Genomic DNA, 20323 nt, shown 5'->3' on the forward strand with positions numbered 1-20323 from the left:
TTTGAAAATCCGCGGAGCGCGTGGCTACGGTCATGACCGCTCGCCATTCGCGGGCCCCGGTTGCCGCAACGCCGAATCCTGCCAGCGGCCGTCCGGGAACAGTCGTCGCGTCAAGCGCCGCAGGCAGGAGCGGGGGACCCAAGGTAAGTGCCGCGCAGGACGGTTGCGTCCGAGCGGCTAGGGGTGAAGCCGAGTCCCGCAAGGGACCCGGCCGGGCAACTCAACCGGCCCGAACCCGACAGCTCACCTCGCAGGCGTCGGTGAGGGGATCCAACCATGCTGTTTTCCGGCAAGGGCAAGCACCGTCGTCCGTCCAAGGCCACTCGCGCCATCGCCGTCGCCGGCGTCACCGGCGCCGCCGTCGCCGCCCCGCTGATGGCGGCCGGCAACGCCTCCGCCGCCACCGCCTCCGAGTGGGACGCCGTCGCCCAGTGCGAGTCCGGCGGCAACTGGTCCATCAACACCGGCAACGGCTACTACGGCGGTCTTCAGTTCTCCGCCTCCACCTGGGCCGGCTACGGCGGCACCCAGTACGCGGCCACCGCCGACCAGGCCACCAAGGCCCAGCAGATCGAGATCGCCGAGAAGGTCCTCGCGGGCCAGGGCAAGGGCGCCTGGCCGGTCTGCGGCAAGAACCTGTCCAGCACCCCGTACAACGGTGGCGGCTCCACCGGGACCGGCGGTTCCTCGAACGGCTCCTCGAACAGCTCCTCCGGCGCCACGGAGAGCCGCGAGACCGAGCAGAAGGCCTCCCGTTCGCAGGAGCGCCCGGCCGCGCCCAAGGCCGAGGAGAGCAAGAAGACCGTCACCACCCCGACCGGCAAGAAGGTCGAGAAGGGCGACGGCGAGTACAAGGTGGTCAAGGGCGACACCCTCAGCTCCATCGCCGCCGAGCACGGCGTCGAGGGCGGCTGGGAGAAGCTGTTCCAGCTCAACGACGACATCGTCGAGGACGCCGACCTCATCTACCCGGGCCAGCAGCTGCACCTGAAGTAAGCAGCGGTCCCTCCGCCTCCCGCCCCGGTGCGTCTTCCCCCGTACGCACCGGGGCGGGGTCGCGTCCGGACCGGGTTCCATTGGTCCGGATCTTTTGTTCCGTTCGGAAACAATTTACTCTCGGTTCTGTCCACAGGGTGGGTGACCGGCTGGCCGATCGCCCGGAGCCGGTTAGGCTCATCCCGCAGAGCCCCCACGGCCGGCCCGCACAGCCACCGCGGAACTGCACCAACAGCGTCACATCCCACGAAGGAGATGCTCGTGCCGTCCATCGACGTCGTCGTAGCCCGGGAAATCCTGGACTCCCGAGGCAACCCCACGGTCGAGGTCGAGGTCGGCCTCGACGACGGCAGCACGGGTCGTGCCGCCGTCCCGTCCGGCGCCTCCACCGGCGCCTTCGAGGCCATCGAGCTCCGCGACGGCGACACCAACCGCTACCAGGGCAAGGGCGTCGAGAAGGCCGTCCTGGCCGTCATCGAGCAGATCGGCCCGGAGCTCGTCGGCTACGACGCCACCGAGCAGCGCCTGATCGACCAGGCGATGTTCGACCTGGACGCCACCGACAACAAGGGCTCGCTCGGCGCCAACGCCATCCTCGGCGTCTCGCTCGCCGTCGCGCACGCCGCCTCCGAGGCCAGCGACCTGCCGCTCTTCCGCTACCTGGGCGGCCCCAACGCGCACGTGCTGCCGGTGCCGATGATGAACATCCTGAACGGCGGAGCGCACGCCGACTCCAACGTGGACATCCAGGAGTTCATGATCGCTCCGATCGGCGCGGAGTCCTTCTCCGAGGCCCTGCGCTGGGGCACCGAGGTCTACCACACGCTGAAGAAGGTCCTGAAGAACAAGGGCCTGTCCACCGGCCTCGGCGACGAGGGCGGCTTCGCCCCGAACCTCGACTCCAACCGCGCCGCCCTCGACCTGATCATCGAGGCCATCAAGGAGGCCGGCTACACCCCCGGCGAGCAGGTCGCCCTGGCCCTGGACGTCGCCGCCACCGAGTTCTACAAGGACGGCGTCTACGTCTTCGAGGGCAAGGAGCGCACCGCCGCCGAGATGACCGCGTACTACGCGGAGCTGGTCGAGGCCTACCCGCTGGTCTCCATCGAGGACCCGCTGAACGAGGAGGACTGGGAGGGCTGGCAGACCATCACCGCCGAGCTCGGTGACAAGGTCCAGCTCGTCGGCGACGACCTGTTCGTCACCAACCCCGAGCGCCTCCAGCGCGGCATCGACGACAACGCCGGCAACGCCTTGCTGGTCAAGGTCAACCAGATCGGCTCGCTGACCGAGACCCTGGACGCCGTCGAGCTGGCCCAGCGCAACGGCTTCAAGTGCATGATGTCCCACCGCTCCGGCGAGACCGAGGACGTCACCATCGCCGACCTGGCCGTCGCCACCAACTGCGGCCAGATCAAGACCGGCGCCCCGGCCCGCTCCGAGCGCGTCGCCAAGTACAACCAGCTGCTGCGTATCGAGGAGATCCTCGACGACGCGGCGGTGTACGCCGGCCGCTCGGCGTTCCCCCGCTTCAAGGGCTGACCCCCCGCCCGGGAGGAACCCGTAGGCAGCGTCGTCCGTACGTCCCCGTACCCGGTCCCGTACCGTGTGCGGGGACGTACGCACGTATGAACAGCACCGACGTGAACGGGAGGCGGGCACATGGCGGTGAAGGACCGGGACCGTTTCTCCACCGCGACGCGGATCCGGCTGCTCGGCGAGCAGACCGCGGCCCGCGTCTACCGCTCGCAGACCCGGCGCCAGGCCCGCCGCTCCCGGCTGACCGGTCGGGCGGCGCTGCTCGCGCTCGTGGTCTGCTCGCTCGTGGTCGCGCTCGCCTACCCGATACGGCAGTACATCGCCCAGCGGGCCGAGATCGCCGACCTGGAGCGGCAGAAGGAGCAGGCCGCGCAGCGGGTGGAGGAACTGCGGGACCTCAAGGCGCGCTGGAAGGACGACGCGTACGCCGCTCAGCAGATCCGGCTGCGGCTGCACTACGTGCTGCCCGGGGAGACCGGGTACATCATGCGGAACCCGGACGTGGCCACGAAGTCCCGCGCCGGCCTCGGGGCGGCCGACCGCCCGTTCTACCGCAACCTCCTGGACGGGGTGGACAAGGCCGACGCCGCCGGCCGCTGAGCCGCCCGGGACCGGTCGCGCCCGGCACCGACGAGGGAGCGCGCCCGGCACCGGCCCCACCGCGCGCTCGGCACCGACCGGCGCGCGCTCGACATCGACCAGACAGAAAGACACCCTGAAGACAGTCATGGAAACGCCCCCGCCGCCCACACCGCGCACCGAGCCCACGGACGCGGACGTCGAGGCCTTCAAGCAGCAGCTCGGGCGTCCGCCGCGCGGGCTGCGCGCCATCGCGCACCGGTGCCCCTGCGGGCAGCCGGACGTCGTGGAGACGGCCCCGCGGCTGCCCGACGGCACCCCCTTCCCGACGCTGTACTACCTGACGTGCCCGCGCGCCTCCTCGGCGATCGGGACGCTGGAGGCGAACGGCGTGATGAAGGAGATGTCCGAGCGGCTGGCCGCCGACCCGGTGCTCGCCGCCGCCTACCGGGCCGCGCACGAGGACTACGTCCGGCGCCGCGACGAGATCGAGGAGCTGAAGAACTTCCCCAGCGCGGGCGGCATGCCGGACCGGGTGAAGTGCCTGCACGTGCTGGTCGCCCACTCGCTGGCGGCCGGGCCCGGCGTCAACCCGCTGGGCGACGAGGCGCTCGCGATGCTGCCTCAGTGGTGGCGCAAGGGACCGTGCGTGACGCTCCCGGACGAGACCCACGGCCACGGCCACGACCAGGAGGGGGAGGACGCCCAGTGACCAGGGTCGCCGCCATCGACTGCGGTACGAACTCCATCCGGCTGCTGGTCGCCGACGTCGACCCGGCCACCGGCGGGCTGACCGACCTGGACCGGCGCATGACGATCGTGCGGCTCGGCCAGGGCGTCGACCGCACCGGCCGGCTCGCCCCCGAGGCGCTGGAGCGGACCTTCGCCGCCTGCCGCGAGTACGCCCGGGTCATCAAGGAGCACGGCGCCGAAAGGGTGCGCTTCGTGGCGACCTCCGCCTCCCGGGACGCCGAGAACCGGGACGAGTTCGTCCGCGGCGTCATGGACATCCTCGGCGTGGAGCCGGAGGTCGTCACCGGCGACCAGGAGGCCGAGTTCTCCTTCACCGGCGCCACCAGGGAGCTGACCGGCCGTGCGGATCTGCACCGGCCCTTCCTGGTCGTGGACATCGGCGGCGGCTCGACCGAGTTCGTCGTCGGCGACGCCCATGTGCGCGCCGCCCGCTCCGTGGACGTGGGCTGCGTGCGGATGACCGAGCGTCACCTGGTGCGGGACGGCCGGGTGACCGACCCGCCCGCCGAGGAGCAGATCGCGGCGATGCGGGCCGACATCGAGGCGGCCCTCGACCTGGCCGAGCAGACGGTCCCGCTGCGCGAGGCGCGCACCCTGGTGGGGCTGGCCGGGTCGGTGACGACGGTCTCGGCGATCGCCCTGGGCCTGCCCGAGTACGACTCGGCGGCCATCCACCACTCCCGCGTCTCCCGCGACCGGGTCCGCGAGATCGCCCACCGGCTGCTGCACTCCACCCACGCCGAACGCGCGGCGATCCCGTCCATGCACCCGGGCCGCGTCGACGTGATCGCGGCGGGCGCGCTGGTGCTGCTGGCGATCATGGACCGCATGGGGGCGGAGGAGGTCGTGGTCAGCGAACACGACATCCTGGACGGCATCGCGTTCTACGCGGCGAGCGACTCGCCCTCCTAGCCCCTCCTCGCCTTCCCGGGCTCGCGCCCCTTCCTTCCCGGGCGGCACGCCCACCTCGCCTCCCGGGTTCCTTCCTGGGCCCGGCGCCCTCATGAGCCCGGCCGCCTCATGGGCCCGGTGCCCTCATGGGCCCCGGCGCCACCCGGCCGGGAGCGCAGGCGCCGCCGCCGGGGCGGGGGCGTGGCCTCCGGCCGGGGGCGGTGTTCCCCGGCCGGGGGCGCCTGGTGTGCGACGGTGACGGCCATCAGGGCCAGGTCGTCGGCGAGCACGCCGCCCGCGTGGTGGTGGACCAGGCGGGCCAAGGTCTCCACCACGGTCGGCGGGCCCTGGCGCCAGGCGGTGCGCAGGCCCTCCTTCGGGGAGAAGAAGGCGCCGTCGGCGTCCCGGGCCTCCAGCAGGCCGTCGGTGCACAGCAGGAGCAGGTCACCGGTGGCGAAGGGGCGGGTCTCGTACGCCCACGGGCCGGGGTCCAGGTCGCCGAGGCCGAGGGGGAGCCCGGCGTCGGCCGGCGCCCACTCCTGGACACCCGCCTCGCTCGCCAGGAACGCCGGGCAGTGGCCCCGGCTCAGCAGCCGCACCTCCTCGCCCCCCGGCGGGATCTCGGCGACGGCCGCGGTGACGAAGCGCTCGCCCTCCGTGCCCTCGTCGCCGTCCGCGCCCTGCCCGGCGCGCACGGCCGCCACGTCGTGGGCGTACCGGGTGACGGCCTCGTCGAGGTGGCGGGCGAGCAGCGGCAGCGTCTCCGTGTGGTGCGCGGCCTCCCGGAAGCTGCCCACCAGCGTCGCCACGCTCGGGATCGCGTCCAGCCCCTTGCCGCGCACGTCGCCGATGAGCAGCCGTACGCCGTACCGGGTGTGCTCGGCCGCGTACAGGTCACCGCCGACGGCCGCCGAGTGCGAGGCCGCCTCGTAGCGCACGGCGATCCAGGTGCGTCCGAGCCAGGCCCGAACCGGGGGCAGCACCGCGCGCTGGGCGTACTCAGCCGCCTTCGCCGCTCCCGCCAGCTGCCGGCGCAGGGAGAGCCGCAGGGCGCACAGCGGTACGGAGACCCAGGTCAGCAGGAGCACGGCCAGGTAGTCCGCCAGTCGCAGGCCGTTGTCCTGAGCCAGGTGCCGGGTGAACAGCAGCAGCAGCCCGGCCGCGCTGTTCAGCAGGGCCAGCAGGGTCACCATGGGCAGGGAGTAGACGCAGGCGCCCATCATCGCGCCGAGGACCAGCAGGGAGTCGGCGGTGACGGACGCGGAGGTGGTCAGTCCCACCGTGACGGCCGGCACGACCAGGCCCACGGGCAGCCAGCGCGCCCACTGCGGCAGCGCGATGCTCTCGTGGTCCGGGGCGTAGGAGAGCAGCCCCGTCGCACGGCGGTGCGGACTCATGCGGAACCTTTCTCTCCCCGAGCACACTAGGGACGACTGAGCAGGTCGGCTAACGTGTGAGCGCGTTCGGGGGGTCCCTCGGGCGGTGCCGGGCGGAGTCCCGCGGGAAAGTTCGTGAAGTTCTTCACAAGGAATTGGGCCCTGTCGGACGACAAAAGCGCGCCCGTTGACCCTTTTGGGGGCTCAACTGCCCTTTGAACACGTTCAGGACGGCCGTTCGGGCCTGCCCGGCGACCGGGCCGGAGACGCCCGGCCGGGCCGCCCCCGCGAGCCGGACGAGCAGCTCACGCGGCCTTGACAGCCCGTCCCCCTACACGCCGGTTCCCGCCCGGCGCCATGATCTCCGTCACGAAGCGGCGGATGGTAACACAGCCCTCACCGGAGCTTGTGAAGGGGCGCACGAACCACCCCCCTGAGGCGGGTGGATACTCGATGGCATGAGCACCACGGAGCGTCCCAGGATCCTCGTAGTAGGCGGTGGGTACGTAGGCCTGTACGCGGCTCGGCGCATTCTGAAGAAGATGCGTTACGGAGAGGCGACCGTCACCGTCGTCGACCCCCGGTCGTACATGACCTACCAGCCCTTCCTCCCCGAAACCGCCGCCGGCAACATCTCCCCGCGCCACGTCGTCGTCCCGCTGCGACGCGTGCTGCCGAAGGCGGAGGTCCTCACCGGCCGGGTCACCACCATCGACCAGGACCGCAAGGTCGCCACGATCGCCCCGCTGACCGGCGAGGCGTACGAGCTGCCGTTCGACTACCTGGTCATCGCCATGGGCGCGGTCTCCCGCACCTTCCCGATCCCCGGCCTCGCCGAGCAGGGCATCGGCATGAAGGGCATCGAGGAGGCCATCGGCCTGCGCAACCACGTGCTGGAGCAGCTCGACAAGGCCGACTCCACCACCGACGAGGAGATCCGCCGCAAGGCGCTCACCTTCGTCTTCATCGGCGGCGGCTTCGCCGGTGCCGAGACCATCGGCGAGGTCGAGGACATGGCCCGGGACGCGGCCAAGTACTACAGCAACGTCTCCCGCGAGGACATGCGCTTCATCCTCGTCGACGCCGCCGACAAGATCCTCCCCGAGGTCGGCCCCAAGCTCGGCACGTACGGCAGGGAGCACCTCGAGGGCCGCGGTGTCGAGGTCTACCTGTCCACCTCCATGGAGTCCTGCGTCGACGGCCACGTGGTGCTGAAGAACGGCCTCGAGGTCGACTCCAACACCATCGTGTGGACGGCGGGCGTCAAGCCGAACCCGGCCCTGTCCCGCTTCGGCCTCCCCCTCGGCCCCCGCGGCCACGTCGACTGCGAGCCCACCCTCCAGGTCAAGGGCACCGACTACATCTGGGCCGCGGGCGACAACGCCCAGGTCCCGGACCTCGTCGGCCGCAAGGCGGGCAACGAGAACGCCTGGTGCCCGCCGAACGCCCAGCACGCGCTGCGCCAGGCCAAGGTCCTCGGCGACAACGTGGTCTCCGGCATGCGGGGCTTCCCGCAGAAGGACTACAGCCACGCCAACAAGGGCGCGGTCGCCGGCCTCGGCCTGCACAAGGGCGTCGCGATGATCGTCCTGGGCAAGACCAAGATCAAGCTCAAGGGCCGGCTGGCCTGGTACATGCACCGCGCGTACCACGGCATGGCGATGCCGACCTGGAACCGCAAGATCCGGGTCTTCGCCGACTGGACGCTCGGCATGTTCCTCAAGCGCGAGGTCGTCTCGCTCGGCGCGATCGAGTCCCCGCGCGAGGAGTTCTACGAGGCCGCCAAGCCGGCCCCGGTCGCCGCGGCCAAGCCCGAGGAACAGAAGGCCAAGGCCTCCTGACCCCACCCCTCAGCACACCCCCGAAGGGGCCACCCGCCATCCGTGGTGCGGGCGGCCCCTTCGGCGTTCCCGGCACCGGTCAACTGGAAGCCCCGCGCAGCTGTTTTGCGTCAGTCATGACCCCAATGCGGGACTGCGCATCGGCCCTGTCGGTGTTTACGTGGTACAGAGCATCCGGGCTCATGTGTCACGGAGGTGTGCGCCATGGCAGACGCCGCGCTGCGGCTGAGGAACCTCGTCGAACAGATGCTGGGAGTTCCGCTCCCGGTTCGTATCTGTGCCTGGGACGGGTCGCAGGCGGGGCCCGGCGGGGCTCCCGCGTTGGTCGTCCGTAATCGTCGTGCCCTGCGTCGGCTGCTGTTCAAGCCCGGCGAACTGGGGCTGGCCCGCGGGTGGGTGGCCGGGGATCTGGACGTCGAGGGCGATCTGTACACCGCCCTCGACCTGATGTCCGGTCTGATCTGGGAGCGCGGCGAGGACGCCCGGACCCTCGGTCAGGCGCTGCGCGACCCGGAGGTGCGCGCCGCCGTCCGCGGGCTGGTGAAGCTCGCGGGGCCGCCCCTGCCGCCGGCGCCGCCCGCGGAGGAGGTCCGCAGGCGCCGCGGCCACCTGCACACCCGCCGCACCGACCGGCGCGCCATCAGCCACCACTACGACGTCGGCAACGACTTCTACGAGCTGGTCCTCGGCCCCTCCATGGTCTACTCGTGCGCCTACTGGGACGAGGGCCCGGACGCCACGCTGGAGACCGCCCAGCGCGACAAGCTGGAACTGGTCAGCCGCAAGCTCGGCCTGAGGGCCGGTCAGCGGCTGCTCGACGTCGGCTGCGGCTGGGGCTCGATGGCCGTCCACGCCGCCCGCGACCACGGGGTGAGCGTCGTCGGCATCACCCTCTCGCAGGAGCAGGCCGCCTACGCCCGCAAGCGCGTCGCCGACGAGGGGCTCACCGACCGGGTGGAGATCCGCGTGCAGGACTACCGGGACGTCGCGGACGGACCCTACGACGCGATCTCCTCCATCGGCATGGCCGAACACGTCGGCGCCGAACGCTACCTGGAGTACGCCCGGACCCTGCACGCCCTGCTCCGGCCCGGCGGACGACTGCTGAACCACCAGATCGCCCGCCGCCCCGAGCGCGACGAGAGCGCCTACAGCGTGGACGCCTTCATCGACGCCTACGTCTTCCCCGACGGCGAACTCGCCCCGCTCGGCACCACCGTCACCCAGCTGGAGCGCGCCGGGTTCGAGGTGCGCGACGTGGAGTCGATCCGCGAGCACTACGCCCGCACCCTGCGCCGCTGGGTCGCCAACCTGGAGGACGCCTGGCCGCGGGCGGTGCAGCTCACCAGCCCCGGCCGGGCCCGGGTCTGGCGCCTGTACATGGCGGCCTCCGCGGTGTCCTTCGAACGCAACCGCATCGGCGTCAACCAGGTCCTGGCGGTGAGGACCCCGGAGTCCGGCGCGTCCGGCATGCCGCTGCGCGCCCGTACCTGGAACTGACGCGCGAGGGCCCCGTCTCCTCCCGGCAGGGGCCGGAAGGGAACGGGGCCCTCGTCGTCGTACGCCTGACCGGGCTACTCGGTCTTGATGGCCGTCAGCATGTTCAGCCGTGCCGCCCGCCGGGCCGGCCACAGCGCCGCCAGGACGCCGACCGCCGCGGCCAGGGCCAGGAAGAGCGCCATCCGCCCCCACGGCAGCACCAGCTCGTACGTCGCCAGCGCGGAGCCCATCAGCTCACCGGCCGCCCAGCCGAAGAACACGCCGAGCCCGATGCCCAGCACGCCGCCGAACAGGGAGATCACCAGCGACTCCAGGCGGACCATCCGCTTGATGCCCCGGCGGTCCAGGCCGATCGCCCGCAGCATCCCGATCTCCTGGGAGCGCTCGAAGACCGACATGGCCAGGGTGTTGATGACACCGAGGACGGCCACGATCACCGCCATGGCCAGCAGGCCGTAGAGCATGTTCAGCATCAGCGTGAACATCTGCGCGATCTCCTGGGAGATGTCCTTCTTGTCCTGGATCTTGATGGCCGGGTTGGTGCCGAGGGCCTCGACCAGCCGGTCCTTCGTCGCCTCGGAGGCGCCGCCGGAGGTCTTCACCATGACCTGCATGTCGACCGGGTCCGGCTGGTGCGGGGCGAGGGTGGCGGTGTCGAGCATGATGCCGCGGATCATCTCGTTGCCCTGGTAGATCCCGGCGACCGTCAGCTTCTGCTTCTCGCCGTCCTCGTAGGCGACGGTGAAGGCGGAACCGGCCTTCCAGCCGTGCTCCTTCGCGGTGGTGTCGTCCACGACCACGTCCGTGCCGCCGACCGCGAAGCTGCCCGAGTCGACCGGCAGGTCGGTCAGCTCGCCGATGGTGGAGCCGTCGACGCCGGTGAGGTACTCGGTCTCGCCGCCGATCCGGGAGGGCGCGTTGCGCAGCGGGCTGGTGGCGGTGACCCCGTCGACCCGCCGGAGCTTCTCGGCGACGTCCGGCGACAGCGGGTTGTAGTTCGCCATGGAGACCACGTAGTCGGCCTCGATCGCCGACGACGCCATCTTGTCGATCGACTTCTGAAGGCTGCCCGCCATCACCGTCATGCCGGTGATCAGGGTGAGGCCGATCATCAGCGCCGAGGCGGTGGCGGCGGTACGGCGCGGGTTGCGCACCGAGTTCTGCCGGGCCAGCTTGCCGGATACGCCGAACGCGCGCAGCGCCGGCGCCGCGGCGGCGATCAGCGGGCGGGACAGCAGCGGCGTCAGCACGAACACGCCGATGATCAGCAGCACGGCGCCGAGACCCATCGGGGCCTGTCCGTCGGTGCCGCCCATCGTGGTCGCCGCGAGAACGACGGCGACGCCGGCCGCGGAGAACAGCGCGCCGATGGTGTTGCGCAGCACCAGGGACTTGGTGGTCGCCTTGGCGTGCAGGCTGCTCATCGCCGCCACCGGCGGGATCTTCGCCGCGCGGCGGCCGGGCAGCCACGCCGCCAGCATGGTGACCAGGACGCCGACCGCGAGGGCGGCGACGACCGTGCCCGGGGTGACGACCAGCGGCCCGTCGGGCACGGGCGCGTCCAGGGCGCCCATCAGGGAGCGCAGCCCGGCGCCGATGCCGATGCCGGCGACCAGGCCGGTCACGGCGGCGACCGCGCCGACCACGAACGCCTCGATCAGCACCGAGCGGGTGACCTGCCGGCGGGAGGCGCCGACCGCGCGCAGCAGCGCCAGCTCCTTGGTGCGCTGGGCGACCAGCATGGTGAAGGTGTTGGCGATGATGAAGGTGCCGACGAACAGCGCGATGCCGGCGAAGACCAGCAGGCCCTGCTTCATCCCGCTCATCGACGAGGCGATCGCCTCCGCCTGGTCGTCGGCGAGCCGCTCACCGGTGGTGGTCTCCACGACGCCCTTGGGCAGCGCCTTGTCCAGCTCGGCCTTGAGCGCGGCCTGGCTGACGCCGTCCTTCGCCTTGACGTCGATCTCGTCGTACGTGCCCGCCTTGCCGAACAGCCGCTGCGCGGTCTCCGTGTCGAACAGGGCGAGGCTGCCGCCCGCCGCGACATTGCCGTCGTCGGTGGTGAAGACGCCGGTGATCTCCGGGGTGAGCACCGGGCCGTCCACCGACAGCCGCACGGTGTCGCCGACCCGGTAGCCGGTGCGCTCGGCGGTCTCGGAGTCGATCAGGATCTCGCCCTCGCCCTTGGGGGCGCGGCCCTCGGTCAGCGGGTACCGGGGGTCATCGTCGCCCCAGTAGTTGCCGCCCTGGGTGCTGAAGCCGTCGCCGATGAGCTTGCCGTCCTTGTCGGCGACGGCGGTGAAGCCGCGTACGACGCCGATCGCGGAGGCGGCGCCGGGGACCTCGGCGCTCTTGTCCAGCAGGGCGTCGGTCAGCTCGTGCTGCTTGCCGACGCGGTCGCCCTCGGCGTCCTGGTAGTCCGGGGTGACGGCGACGTCGACCTGGTCGAAGCCCTTGGCGGAGCTGTTCTGGTAGGCGTCGGAGATGGTGTTGGTGAAGACCAGGGTGCCCGAGACGAACGCCACGCCGAGCATCACGGCGAGCACGGTCATCAACAGCCTGGCCTTGTGCGCGAGGACGTTGCGCAAGGCGGTACGGAACATGGGGGTCTTCTCTGTCCGGACGGACGTACGAGGGGACGTACGGGGAACTGGCAGGGGGCGAGGGCGTGTCAGCTGGTGCGGCCCTTGGCGTCGAACCGCTTCATGCGGTCCAGGACGGTGTCGGCCGTCGGTCCGTTCAGCTCGTCGACGATCCGTCCGTCCGCGAGGAAGACCACCCGGTCCGCGTAGGCGGCGGCCACCGGGTCGTGGGTCACCATCACCACGGTCTGGCCCAGCTCCCGTACCGAGTTGCGCAGGAAGCCCAGCACCTCGGCGCCCGAGCGGGAGTCGAGGTTGCCGGTCGGCTCGTCACCGAAGATGATCTCCGGCTTGGAGGCAAGCGCCCGCGCGACGGCCACCCGCTGCTGCTGGCCGCCCGAGAGCTGCGCGGGACGGTGGCCGAGCCGCCCGGACAGCCCCACCATCTGGATCACGGTGTCCAGCCACTGCTTGTCGGGCCTGCGGCCCGCGATGTCCATCGGGAGGGTGATGTTCTCCAGGGCCGTCAGGGTCGGCAGCAGGTTGAACGCCTGGAAGATGAAGCCGATCTTGTCCCGGCGCAGCTTGGTCAGCTGCTTGTCCTTCAGGGAGCCCAGCTCGGTGTCGCCGATGCGCACCGAACCGGAGGAGAAGGTGTCCAGGCCGGCCACGCAGTGCATCAGCGTGGACTTGCCGGAGCCGGACGGGCCCATGATCGCGGTGAACCGGGCGCGCGGGAAGTCGACGGAGACCCGGTCGAGGGCGACCACCTGGGTCTCGCCCTGGCCGTAGATCTTGGACAGCTCCGTGGCGCGCGCGGCCACGGCGGTGGACCGGTCGGCCGGGTGTCCGCCCGGACGGAGGTCGGGGGAGGATGCGGTGGTCACGGGACGGGTGCTCCTGTCGGGACGACGGTGTGTTCGGGACGTCATCCATCGTCCCGGCCGCCGGGCGCCGTGGAGTCAGCCGCAGTTCCCGTTCCCGAGGGCGACTCGGGTCGGACTCGAGGAGCGCGTGTCATACCTGGGGAGGACGGGCGACCCCGACAGCGGCGATGTCCGCCGGGCGGGTGAGAACGGGTCGTACGCCCTGGTCGCGACGGTGAAATTCCGTCATTCCGTACGCGTGGGCGTCCGTCGCACGCAAGGCTGTCGGCAGGAGCTGAAGGGGCGCACGCGTTGCTGATGCTCCCTCAGACATCAATAAAATAAGACAACATCGGGCCCTCGCGCCGGTGTTCGACAGGTGCGTCCCGATAGGCTCGGGACCTCGACGCGGAGCCCATGGCCTGCCCGGATGGTGGAATGCAGACACGGCGAGCTTAAACCTCGCTGCCCCTTCGCGGGCGTGCCGGTTCAAGTCCGGCTCCGGGCACTTTCACGTCGCCGTCGGCCTCCTCTTCCCGGCGTGGCTTCCTGCCGTCCTTCCCTCCCTCATCCCTTCCTGCCGCGGACCCGTTGACAGCGGGCGCGCACGGCAAGAGACTCACGTCCGACCTTGGTGAAGGAAATTTCACCACACGAACAGTGAGGCGAAGAGTCCTCTGCGAAGCCCACGTGCACGGCAACGACGCCAACCGAAGGGAACGACCGATGCGCACCACCGTCGGGATCATCGGAGCCGGCCCCGCCGGCCTGCTCCTCGCCCGGCTGCTCCACAACGCCGGAATCGACTCGGTCGTCCTGGAGAGCCGCGACCGCGCCTACGTCGAGCGCCGGCAGCGCGCCGGGATCCTGGAGCAGGGGACCGTGGACGTGCTCCGCGCGGCCGGCGCCGGGGAGCGGATGGACCGGGAGGGCCTGCGCCACGACGGCATCGAGCTGCGCTTCGACCGCACACGCCACCGCATCGCCTTCCCCGCCCTCACCGGCGGCCGGTCGGTGACGGTCTACGCCCAGACCGAGGTCTGCAAGGACCTCATCGCCCTCCAGCTCGCGGAGGGCGGCCCGCTGCTGTTCGAGGCGGAGGCGCTGGCCGTCGAGGACGCCGGGACCGACCGCCCGCGGGTCCGCTTCCGCCACGCGGGCGCGGAGGACGTGCTGGAGTGCGACTACGTCGTCGGCTGCGACGGCTTCTGGGGCGTCGCCCGCAAGGCGGTCCCCGCCGGTCTCGTCCGCACCTTCGAACGCACGTACCCGTTCGGCTGGCTCGGCATCCTCGCCGACGTCGCCCCCTCGCACGACGAGCTGGTCTACGCCCGGCACGACCGCGGCTTCGCCCTGCTCTCCATGCGCTCCCCGTCCGTCTCCCGCCTCTACCTCCAGGTGCCCGCGGACACCGACGCCGACCGGTGGAGCGACGAGGAGATCTGGGCCGAGCTGGACCGCCGCTTCGAGACGGACGACGACTGGCGGCTGGAGCGCGGACCGATCACCCAGAAGTCGGTCACCCCGATGCGCTCCTACGTCCACGAGCCCATGCGCCACGGACGGCTCTTCCTCGCCGGTGACGCCGCCCACATCGTGCCGCCCACCGGCGCCAAGGGCCTGAACCTCGCCGTCGGCGACGTCGTCACCTTCGCCCGGGCGCTCACCCACCGGCGGGACACCGGCTCCGAGGAGCTGCTCGACGCCTACTCCGCGGCCTGCCTGCGCCGCGTCTGGCAGGCCGAGCGGTTCTCGTACGACATGACCACCCTGCTGCACCGCGCCCCCGACGCCACCGGCTTCGACGACCGCCTCCAGGTCGCCCGCCTGCACCGCATCGCCTCCTCGCGCGCCGCCGAGACCGACCTCGCCGAGGCCTACACCGGATTCCCGTTCGACGGTGGAGCCGGGCCCCGCCGTGAGGGGAATCACGGAGCGGCGTAGCGTGTTGGCCAGCAGCACGAGGGAAAGATCCTCCCCAAGCACTAGGGTCAATCCTTTGCCGTTCTATTACTCTTGAGCCAAGGCCGCGCAGTGCGGCCATGGAGGAGTGAAATGAGGAGCACGAACCCGGTCTTCTCGCGACGGGGGTTCAGCCGCGACAACGGCTACGCGGGCTTCAACACCGCGCCGCAGGCCGGGGGACCCGCCGTCGCCACGCAGGCCAACCCGTACGCGCAGCCCACCGGCAACCCGTACGCGCAGAACCCGTACGCGCAGAACCCGTACGCCCAGCAGGACGTGCAGCACGGCGCGCCGCCGCAGGCGCCGGCCGCCCCCGGCCGGATGACGATGGACGACGTCGTCATGCGCACCGCCACCACCCTCGGCCTGCTCATCGTCACCGCGGCGCTCTCCTGGGCGCTGCTGCCGGTGGACGAGGCCAACCTCGGGCGGTCGTACGGCATCGCGATCGGCGCCGCGCTGATCGGCATGGTCCTGGCGCTCGTCCAGTCCTTCAAGCGCAAGGCCTCGCCCGCGCTGATCCTGACGTACGCGGCGCTCGAGGGCGTCTTCCTCGGCGTCGTGTCGAACGTCGTGGACACCCACATCGCCAGTGGCGCGGCCATGCAGGCCGTGATCGGCACGATGGCGGTCTTCGCCGCCGTGCTGGTGGCGTACAAGGCGGGCTGGATCCGCGTCAACCGCCGCTTCTACGGCTTCGTGATGGCCGCCGCGCTGGGCTTCGTCCTGCTGATGGCGGTGAACCTGCTGTTCGCCGTCTTCGGCGGCGGTGACGGCCTCGGCTTCCGCAGCGGTGCCCTCGGCATCGTCTTCGGTGTCATCGGCATCATCCTCGGTGCCTGCTTCCTCGCCCTGGACTTCAAGCAGGTCGAGGACGGCCTCGCCTACGGCGCCCCGCGGGAGGAGGCCTGGCTCGCGGCCTTCGGTCTCACCCTGACGCTGGTGTGGATCTACCTCGAGTTCCTGAGGCTCATCTCGATCCTCAACAGCAGCGACTGACGCACGCCCGGGCCGGCATCCGCCGGCGCGGAAGCGTGAAAGGGCCCCGGGTTCCTCCCGGGGCCCTTCGTCTTCCTGCCGGCGCGCGCCTAGAGCAGCTTGCGCGCGGCCCTCCTCAGGTCGTACTCGTGAATGATCGCCTTGGCGTGGCCGTAGGCGAGGTCGTATTCGTGGCGGAGCCAGCTGACCTTCTCCTCGAAGCGGAGAGCGGGGCCCTCTTCGACGGTGCGCAGCCAGTCGGAGATCTCACGACCGGTGCAGTGGGGGATGCGGGCGAGCAGATTGCGATGGGTCTCCTCGGAGAGGACGTGGGACATCGGCGCCTCCGGACGCATGGGATGTAAGCCGGTCCTTCAGGTCACCGTGCCTGAGCGTTCGCCCGTTGGCAACAGTCCCGCACATCCGCGTACGCTCACGCCGTGGTTGATACGACGCCCCTGACCCGTGCGGTGGACCAGTTCGCCGATCGTCTGCGGGCCGCCCCGCAGAGCCGCCTCCAGCGCGGGGCGGCGGCCGAGGCGCTGGAGCTGGCCAGGGAACTGGCCCGTCGCGCCCAGCTCGCGGAGCGGCCCGACCGCGAGCCGCGGCAGATGCCCGACGCGGGGATGTTCGCCGCCGCCGACCAGGTCACCGTCGCCGCGCACGACCTGGCGCTCGTACTGCGGAGCGAATCCGAGCTCCAGGACGCCGTACGCCTGGTGGCGGACGCACAGAAACGCGCCGGGGTGTGAACCCCCGGCGCGCGATGCGGACGCCGGCTACAGCGACGCGATGACGCGGTCCGCCAGGATGTAGACGCTCTCCTCGCCGCAGGCGAAGGTCAGCGCGTACGCCCCCGAGACACCGGACCCGCCCAGCAGCACCGGCGTGTCACCGGCGCGCAGGGCGGCGGACAGGCGCTCGGCGGTCTCGCGGTGGCCCGGGGTCATGCACAGCGTCGTACCGTCGGCGAAGACGTAGACGTCCAGGGTGCCCAGCGGGCCCGGGCGCACGTCCGTCAGCCCGACCCGGCCGGCGGCCAGCTCCTCCAGCGTGGCGACGGTGCGCTCGTGGTCGTTGACGGCGGGTGACGGATGGGGGACGAAGTCCGGGTGCGAGGGGTGCCGGCGGCGGGCCGCGGCCAGCTCGGCGGACTCACCGGAGGGCTCGTCGGCGTCCGCGCCGGGCTCCGTCACCGACTCCAGGCCCGCCAGGTCGGCCGGCCGGGGCAGGAACAGCTCACTGTCCGGCAGGCCCAGCAGCAGCGGGGCGTCGGAGGCGTCCCGCGCCTCCTGGGCGGCCCAGAAGGCGCGCGCCTCGGCCAGCTCCCGTTCCCGCTCCTCGGCCAGCGCCTCGGCGACCGCGGCGCGTATCTCCTCGGCGTCGGCGGTGCGGGCGGCGGGGACCCGCGCCGACCCGGCCGCGCGGCTCTCGGCCAGCTCGGTGCGCAGGGCCGCGACCTGGCGGCGCAGCACCAGGATGCTGCGCAGGACGGCGACGCCCACGGCGCCGGTGGCGGCCGTGGTGAGCAGCAGGGCGATCTGTGGTGCGCTCACTGACGTACTCCCGGTTCAAAGTCGACCCCCGACTTCCTACATCAGCTTGAAGGGCGGACTAACCCGCTGTCAGTGCGTAACGTCACGAAGCGGACAGGACTTTGGGCCCGGCAGGGGCCGGTGGGGCCGGGCTGACCTGCGTCGATCTCTGCGACAGGGAGATAGGTCACATCCTGGGGGAGATTGGGTCACAAAACGGCCCGGACCCCTGGCGCACAGCGGGTTCCGGGCCGTATGTCACACAGGGTCTCCCCGGCGCTACCGACGGTCTTTCAGCGGGCCTGCGGTCACGGCCGCCGGGGTGCCGCCCCGGCCGGCCGCGACCCGCCGGTCAGCTCAGGCGCTCGATGACCATGGCCATGCCCTGGCCGCCGCCCACGCACATCGTCTCCAGGCCGAACTGCTTGTCGTGCCACTGGAGGGAGTTGATGAGCGTGGTGGTGATCCGGGCGCCGGTCATGCCGAACGGGTGGCCGACGGCGATGGCGCCGCCGTTGACGTTCAGCTTCTCCAGCGGGATGCCGAGGTCCTGGTAGGAGGGGATGACCTGGGCGGCGAAGGCCTCGTTGATCTCGACCAGGTCGATGTCGCCGATGGTCAGCCCGGCGCGGGACAGCGCCTGCTTGCTCGCCTCGACGGGGCCCAGGCCCATGATCTCCGGGGAGAGTCCGGAGACGCCGGTGGAGACGATCCGGGCCAGCGGGGTCAGGCCCAGCTCGCGGGCCTTGGTGTCGCTCATGACGACCAGGGCCGCGGCGCCGTCGTTGAGCGGGCAGCAGTTGCCGGCGGTGACCAGGCCGTCGGGGCGGAAGACCGGCTTCAGGCCCGCGACGCCCTCCATCGTGACGCCGGGGCGGGGGCCGTCGTCCTTGGAGATCACCGTGCCGTCGGGCAGCGTGACCGGGGTGATCTCGCGCTCCCAGAAGCCGTTCTTGATGGCCTCCTCGGCGAGGTTCTGCGAGCGGACGCCGAACTCGTCCATCTCCTGGCGGGTGACGCCCTTCCAGCGCGCCAGGTTCTCGGCGGTCTGGCCCATGGCGATGTAGGGGTCGGGCAGCAGGCCGTCCTCGCGCGGGTCGTGCCAGGTGGTGCCCTCCTGCTCGGCGACCGCGGCGGTACGCGCCTCGGCCTCGGCGAACAGCGGGTTGTGCGTGTCCGGGAGGGTGTCGGAGTTGCCCTTGGTGTAGCGGGAGACCATCTCGACGCCGGCCGAGACGAAGACGTCGCCCTCACCGGCCTTGATGGCGTGCAGGGCCATGCGGGAGGTCTGCAGGGACGAGGAGCAGTACCGGGTGACGGTGCAGCCGGGCAGGTGGTCCATGCCCATCTGCACGGCGACGACCCGGCCGAGGTTGTGGCCCTGCTCGCCGCCGGGCAGGCCGCAGCCGAGCATCAGGTCGTCGATGTCCTTCGGGTCCAGCTCCGGCACCTTGGCGAGGGCGGCCTGGATGATGGTCGCGGCCAGGTCGTCCGGGCGCAGGTCCTTCAAGGAGCCCTTGAAAGCGCGGCCGATGGGGGAGCGGGCAGCAGAGACGATCACGGCTTCGGGCATCACGGCTCCAGAGGCGATTGCGAGGGTCGGGGCTGCTTGGGAAGTTACCGGGACGTATGGCCTGGGTCACGGGTGTGGCGATGTGACATGTGCCGCAAGTGTCTAAGCGCTTGCTTTTCGATGTGAGGGTGTGGGTACTCAGCCCGTCCGGCCTTTGAGGGCGAGGCCGTCCAGGCCGAAGCGGGGGTCTGGGGGCGCAGCCCCCGGCGAGGCCCGCACCGGCGCAGGGTGAGGTCATACGGACGGCGCCGCGGGGGCCGGGTCCGGCTCCGCCACCCTGCGCCGCCGCCGGCGCTTGAGCAGGGCCCACGGCCCCCGCGCCCCCGTCGGTGCCGCCGCCGCGACCTCCGTGCCGGCGTCGGACGCGGCCTCCACCGCGGCACGGGCGACCGGCAGGAAGCCCTCGTGGCGGGTGACGTCGGGGCGCTCCTCCTCCGGCCACAGGCCGAGCGCCGCGCAGACCGTCGGCAGCACCGCCATCGCCGCGGTGGCGTAGCCCTCGGCGGAGGGGTGGTAGTTGTCGGGCCCGAACATCGCCCGCGGGTTCTGTGCGAACTCCGGGCCGAGCAGATCGCCCAGCGACACCGTGCGCCCGCCCTGTTCCACGACCCCGATCGTCTGCGCCGCCGCCAGCTGCCGGGACACCCGCCGGGCCAGCCAGCGCAGCGGCTGCCGCACCGGCTCGATGGTGCCCAGGTCGGGACAGGTGCCGACGACGACCTCCGCGCCGGCCGTGCGCAGCCGCCGTACCGCCGCCGAGAGGTGACGGACCGAGCTGGTGGCCGGCATGCGGTGGGTGACGTCGTTGGCGCCGATCATGATGACGCAGATGTCGGGCACCCGGGCGGGGTCCGCCAGCACCAGCCCCACCTGGCGGTCCAGGTCGTCCGAGCGGGCCCCCGGCAGCGCGACGGAGTCCAGCCGGACCGGGCGTTCCGCCACCGCCGCGAGCCCCGACGCCAGCAGCGCCCCCGGCGTCTGCCCGGCCCGGTGCACGCCCTGTCCGGCCGCCGTGGAGTCGCCCAGCATCGCCAGCCGCAGCGGCGGCTCACCGGCCGTCGGCAGCGTGCCGCCGTACAGGCCCGCCGCGTTCGGCACCCGTCCCGGCGCCCCGTTGCCCACCCGGCGCCTGGCCAGCTGCACCTCGGCCAGCAGCAGACCGACCGTGGCCGCGCCCGCCAGACCGATGCCACCGCCGCCGTAAGCCGCGCCGGCCGCGATCCGCCGGGCCACCCTCGCCCTCGCCATGCTCGTCATGCGTCGCCGCCACCTCCTCACGAGCCGTACACCAGGTGCTTGCCCCGTACGGACCGTCGTCCAATCTCGACGGAGGGTGAACGACCGTCACG

Annotated in this window: 17 protein-coding genes, 1 tRNA gene and 1 riboswitch; of the genes, 11 read left to right on the forward strand and 7 right to left on the reverse strand. The window is 71.9% G+C overall.

Translation table 11 applies throughout. The features are described from left to right. Positions 1-105 precede the first annotated feature (105 nt). Positions 106-272: riboswitch (cyclic di-AMP (ydaO/yuaA leader) on the forward strand. 4 nt (positions 273-276) lie between these two features. The 5 genes from ACZ45Q_RS25515 to ACZ45Q_RS25535 all read left to right on the forward strand — a co-directional run bounded on the left by ACZ45Q_RS25515 (position 277) and on the right by ACZ45Q_RS25535 (position 4779). Further along, a complete protein-coding gene (locus ACZ45Q_RS25515; protein WP_468265392.1) occupies positions 277-996 on the forward strand; it encodes a transglycosylase family protein in 720 nt (239 codons plus the stop codon). Between the two features lie 261 nt (positions 997-1257). Then, entirely contained in the window at positions 1258-2538 is a 1281-nt protein-coding gene (gene eno / locus ACZ45Q_RS25520; RefSeq protein ID WP_468265394.1) for a phosphopyruvate hydratase, read from the forward strand. 120 nt (positions 2539-2658) lie between these two features. Further along, positions 2659-3135: an FtsB family cell division protein gene (locus tag ACZ45Q_RS25525; protein ID WP_468265396.1), complete on the forward strand. Its 477-nt coding sequence runs from the start codon at positions 2659-2661 to the stop codon at positions 3133-3135. A 127-nt stretch (positions 3136-3262) separates the two neighbouring features. Then, positions 3263-3826 (forward strand): DUF501 domain-containing protein, encoded by a 564-nt coding sequence (locus ACZ45Q_RS25530; RefSeq protein ID WP_468265398.1) that lies wholly within the window; start codon positions 3263-3265, stop codon positions 3824-3826. Then, positions 3823-4779 carry a Ppx/GppA phosphatase family protein gene (locus ACZ45Q_RS25535; RefSeq protein ID WP_468265400.1) on the forward strand — a complete coding sequence of 319 codons (957 nt, stop codon included), beginning with the start codon at positions 3823-3825 and terminating at the stop codon, positions 4777-4779. Before ACZ45Q_RS25530 ends, ACZ45Q_RS25535 begins: the two co-directional genes overlap by 4 nt. Positions 4780-4868: 89 nt before the next feature. Here the strand turns inward: ACZ45Q_RS25535 and ACZ45Q_RS25540 are convergent, their stop codons facing one another. Further along, positions 4869-6155, reverse strand: coding sequence for a PP2C family protein-serine/threonine phosphatase (locus tag ACZ45Q_RS25540; protein WP_468265402.1), 1287 nt, complete (start codon positions 6153-6155; stop codon positions 4869-4871). A 437-nt stretch (positions 6156-6592) separates the two neighbouring features. Between ACZ45Q_RS25540 and ACZ45Q_RS25545 the strand changes: the two genes are divergently transcribed. Together ACZ45Q_RS25545 and ACZ45Q_RS25550 are read left to right on the forward strand one after the other, a co-directional pair. Next, complete coding sequence (locus tag ACZ45Q_RS25545; protein WP_468265403.1) at positions 6593-7975, forward strand: NAD(P)/FAD-dependent oxidoreductase; 1383 nt, start codon at positions 6593-6595, stop codon at positions 7973-7975. Between the two features lie 204 nt (positions 7976-8179). Then, positions 8180-9475, forward strand: coding sequence for a class I SAM-dependent methyltransferase (locus ACZ45Q_RS25550; protein ID WP_468265404.1), 1296 nt, complete (start codon positions 8180-8182; stop codon positions 9473-9475). 74 nt (positions 9476-9549) lie between these two features. Here ACZ45Q_RS25550 and ACZ45Q_RS25555 read toward each other — a convergent pair whose 3' ends face one another. Further along, entirely contained in the window at positions 9550-12078 is a 2529-nt protein-coding gene (locus ACZ45Q_RS25555) for an ABC transporter permease (RefSeq protein WP_468265406.1), read from the reverse strand. A 68-nt stretch (positions 12079-12146) separates the two neighbouring features. Further along, positions 12147-12881, reverse strand: a complete 735-nt coding sequence (locus ACZ45Q_RS25560; RefSeq protein WP_468265524.1) for an ABC transporter ATP-binding protein — start codon at positions 12879-12881, stop codon at positions 12147-12149. Positions 12882-13347: 466 nt separating this feature from the next. On the opposite strand from ACZ45Q_RS25560, the gene ACZ45Q_RS25565 reads away from it, so the two are divergent. The 3 genes from ACZ45Q_RS25565 (at position 13348) to ACZ45Q_RS25575 (ending at position 15887) form a co-directional block, all read left to right on the forward strand. After that, positions 13348-13431, forward strand: a tRNA-Leu gene (locus ACZ45Q_RS25565). A 218-nt stretch (positions 13432-13649) separates the two neighbouring features. Further along, on the forward strand, positions 13650-14867 hold the full coding sequence (locus tag ACZ45Q_RS25570; protein ID WP_468265408.1) for a 4-hydroxybenzoate 3-monooxygenase: 1218 nt from the start codon (positions 13650-13652) through the stop codon (positions 14865-14867). 111 nt (positions 14868-14978) lie between these two features. After that, on the forward strand, positions 14979-15887 hold the full coding sequence (locus ACZ45Q_RS25575; protein ID WP_468265410.1) for a Bax inhibitor-1/YccA family protein: 909 nt from the start codon (positions 14979-14981) through the stop codon (positions 15885-15887). 89 nt (positions 15888-15976) lie between these two features. Here ACZ45Q_RS25575 and ACZ45Q_RS25580 read toward each other — a convergent pair whose 3' ends face one another. Beyond that, complete coding sequence (locus ACZ45Q_RS25580) at positions 15977-16204, reverse strand: DUF4287 domain-containing protein (protein ID WP_468265412.1); 228 nt, start codon at positions 16202-16204, stop codon at positions 15977-15979. Between the two features lie 102 nt (positions 16205-16306). Between ACZ45Q_RS25580 and ACZ45Q_RS25585 the strand changes: the two genes are divergently transcribed. Next, a complete protein-coding gene (locus ACZ45Q_RS25585; protein ID WP_468265414.1) occupies positions 16307-16618 on the forward strand; it encodes a hypothetical protein in 312 nt (103 codons plus the stop codon). A 27-nt stretch (positions 16619-16645) separates the two neighbouring features. Here ACZ45Q_RS25585 and ACZ45Q_RS25590 read toward each other — a convergent pair whose 3' ends face one another. From ACZ45Q_RS25590 to ACZ45Q_RS25600, 3 genes are all read right to left on the reverse strand, one after another. Then, positions 16646-17422 (reverse strand): hypothetical protein, encoded by a 777-nt coding sequence (locus ACZ45Q_RS25590; protein WP_468265416.1) that lies wholly within the window; start codon positions 17420-17422, stop codon positions 16646-16648. 331 nt (positions 17423-17753) lie between these two features. Further along, on the reverse strand, positions 17754-18974 hold the full coding sequence (locus ACZ45Q_RS25595; protein WP_468265418.1) for an acetyl-CoA C-acetyltransferase: 1221 nt from the start codon (positions 18972-18974) through the stop codon (positions 17754-17756). Between the two features lie 234 nt (positions 18975-19208). Continuing rightward, the gene (locus ACZ45Q_RS25600) at positions 19209-20231 is read right to left on the reverse strand and encodes an SGNH/GDSL hydrolase family protein (protein WP_468265420.1); all 1023 of its coding nucleotides are present in this window, start codon (positions 20229-20231) and stop codon (positions 19209-19211) included. Positions 20232-20323 lie beyond the last annotated feature (92 nt).

It is taken from the genome of Streptomyces sp. NPDC031049, assembly GCF_055571015.1.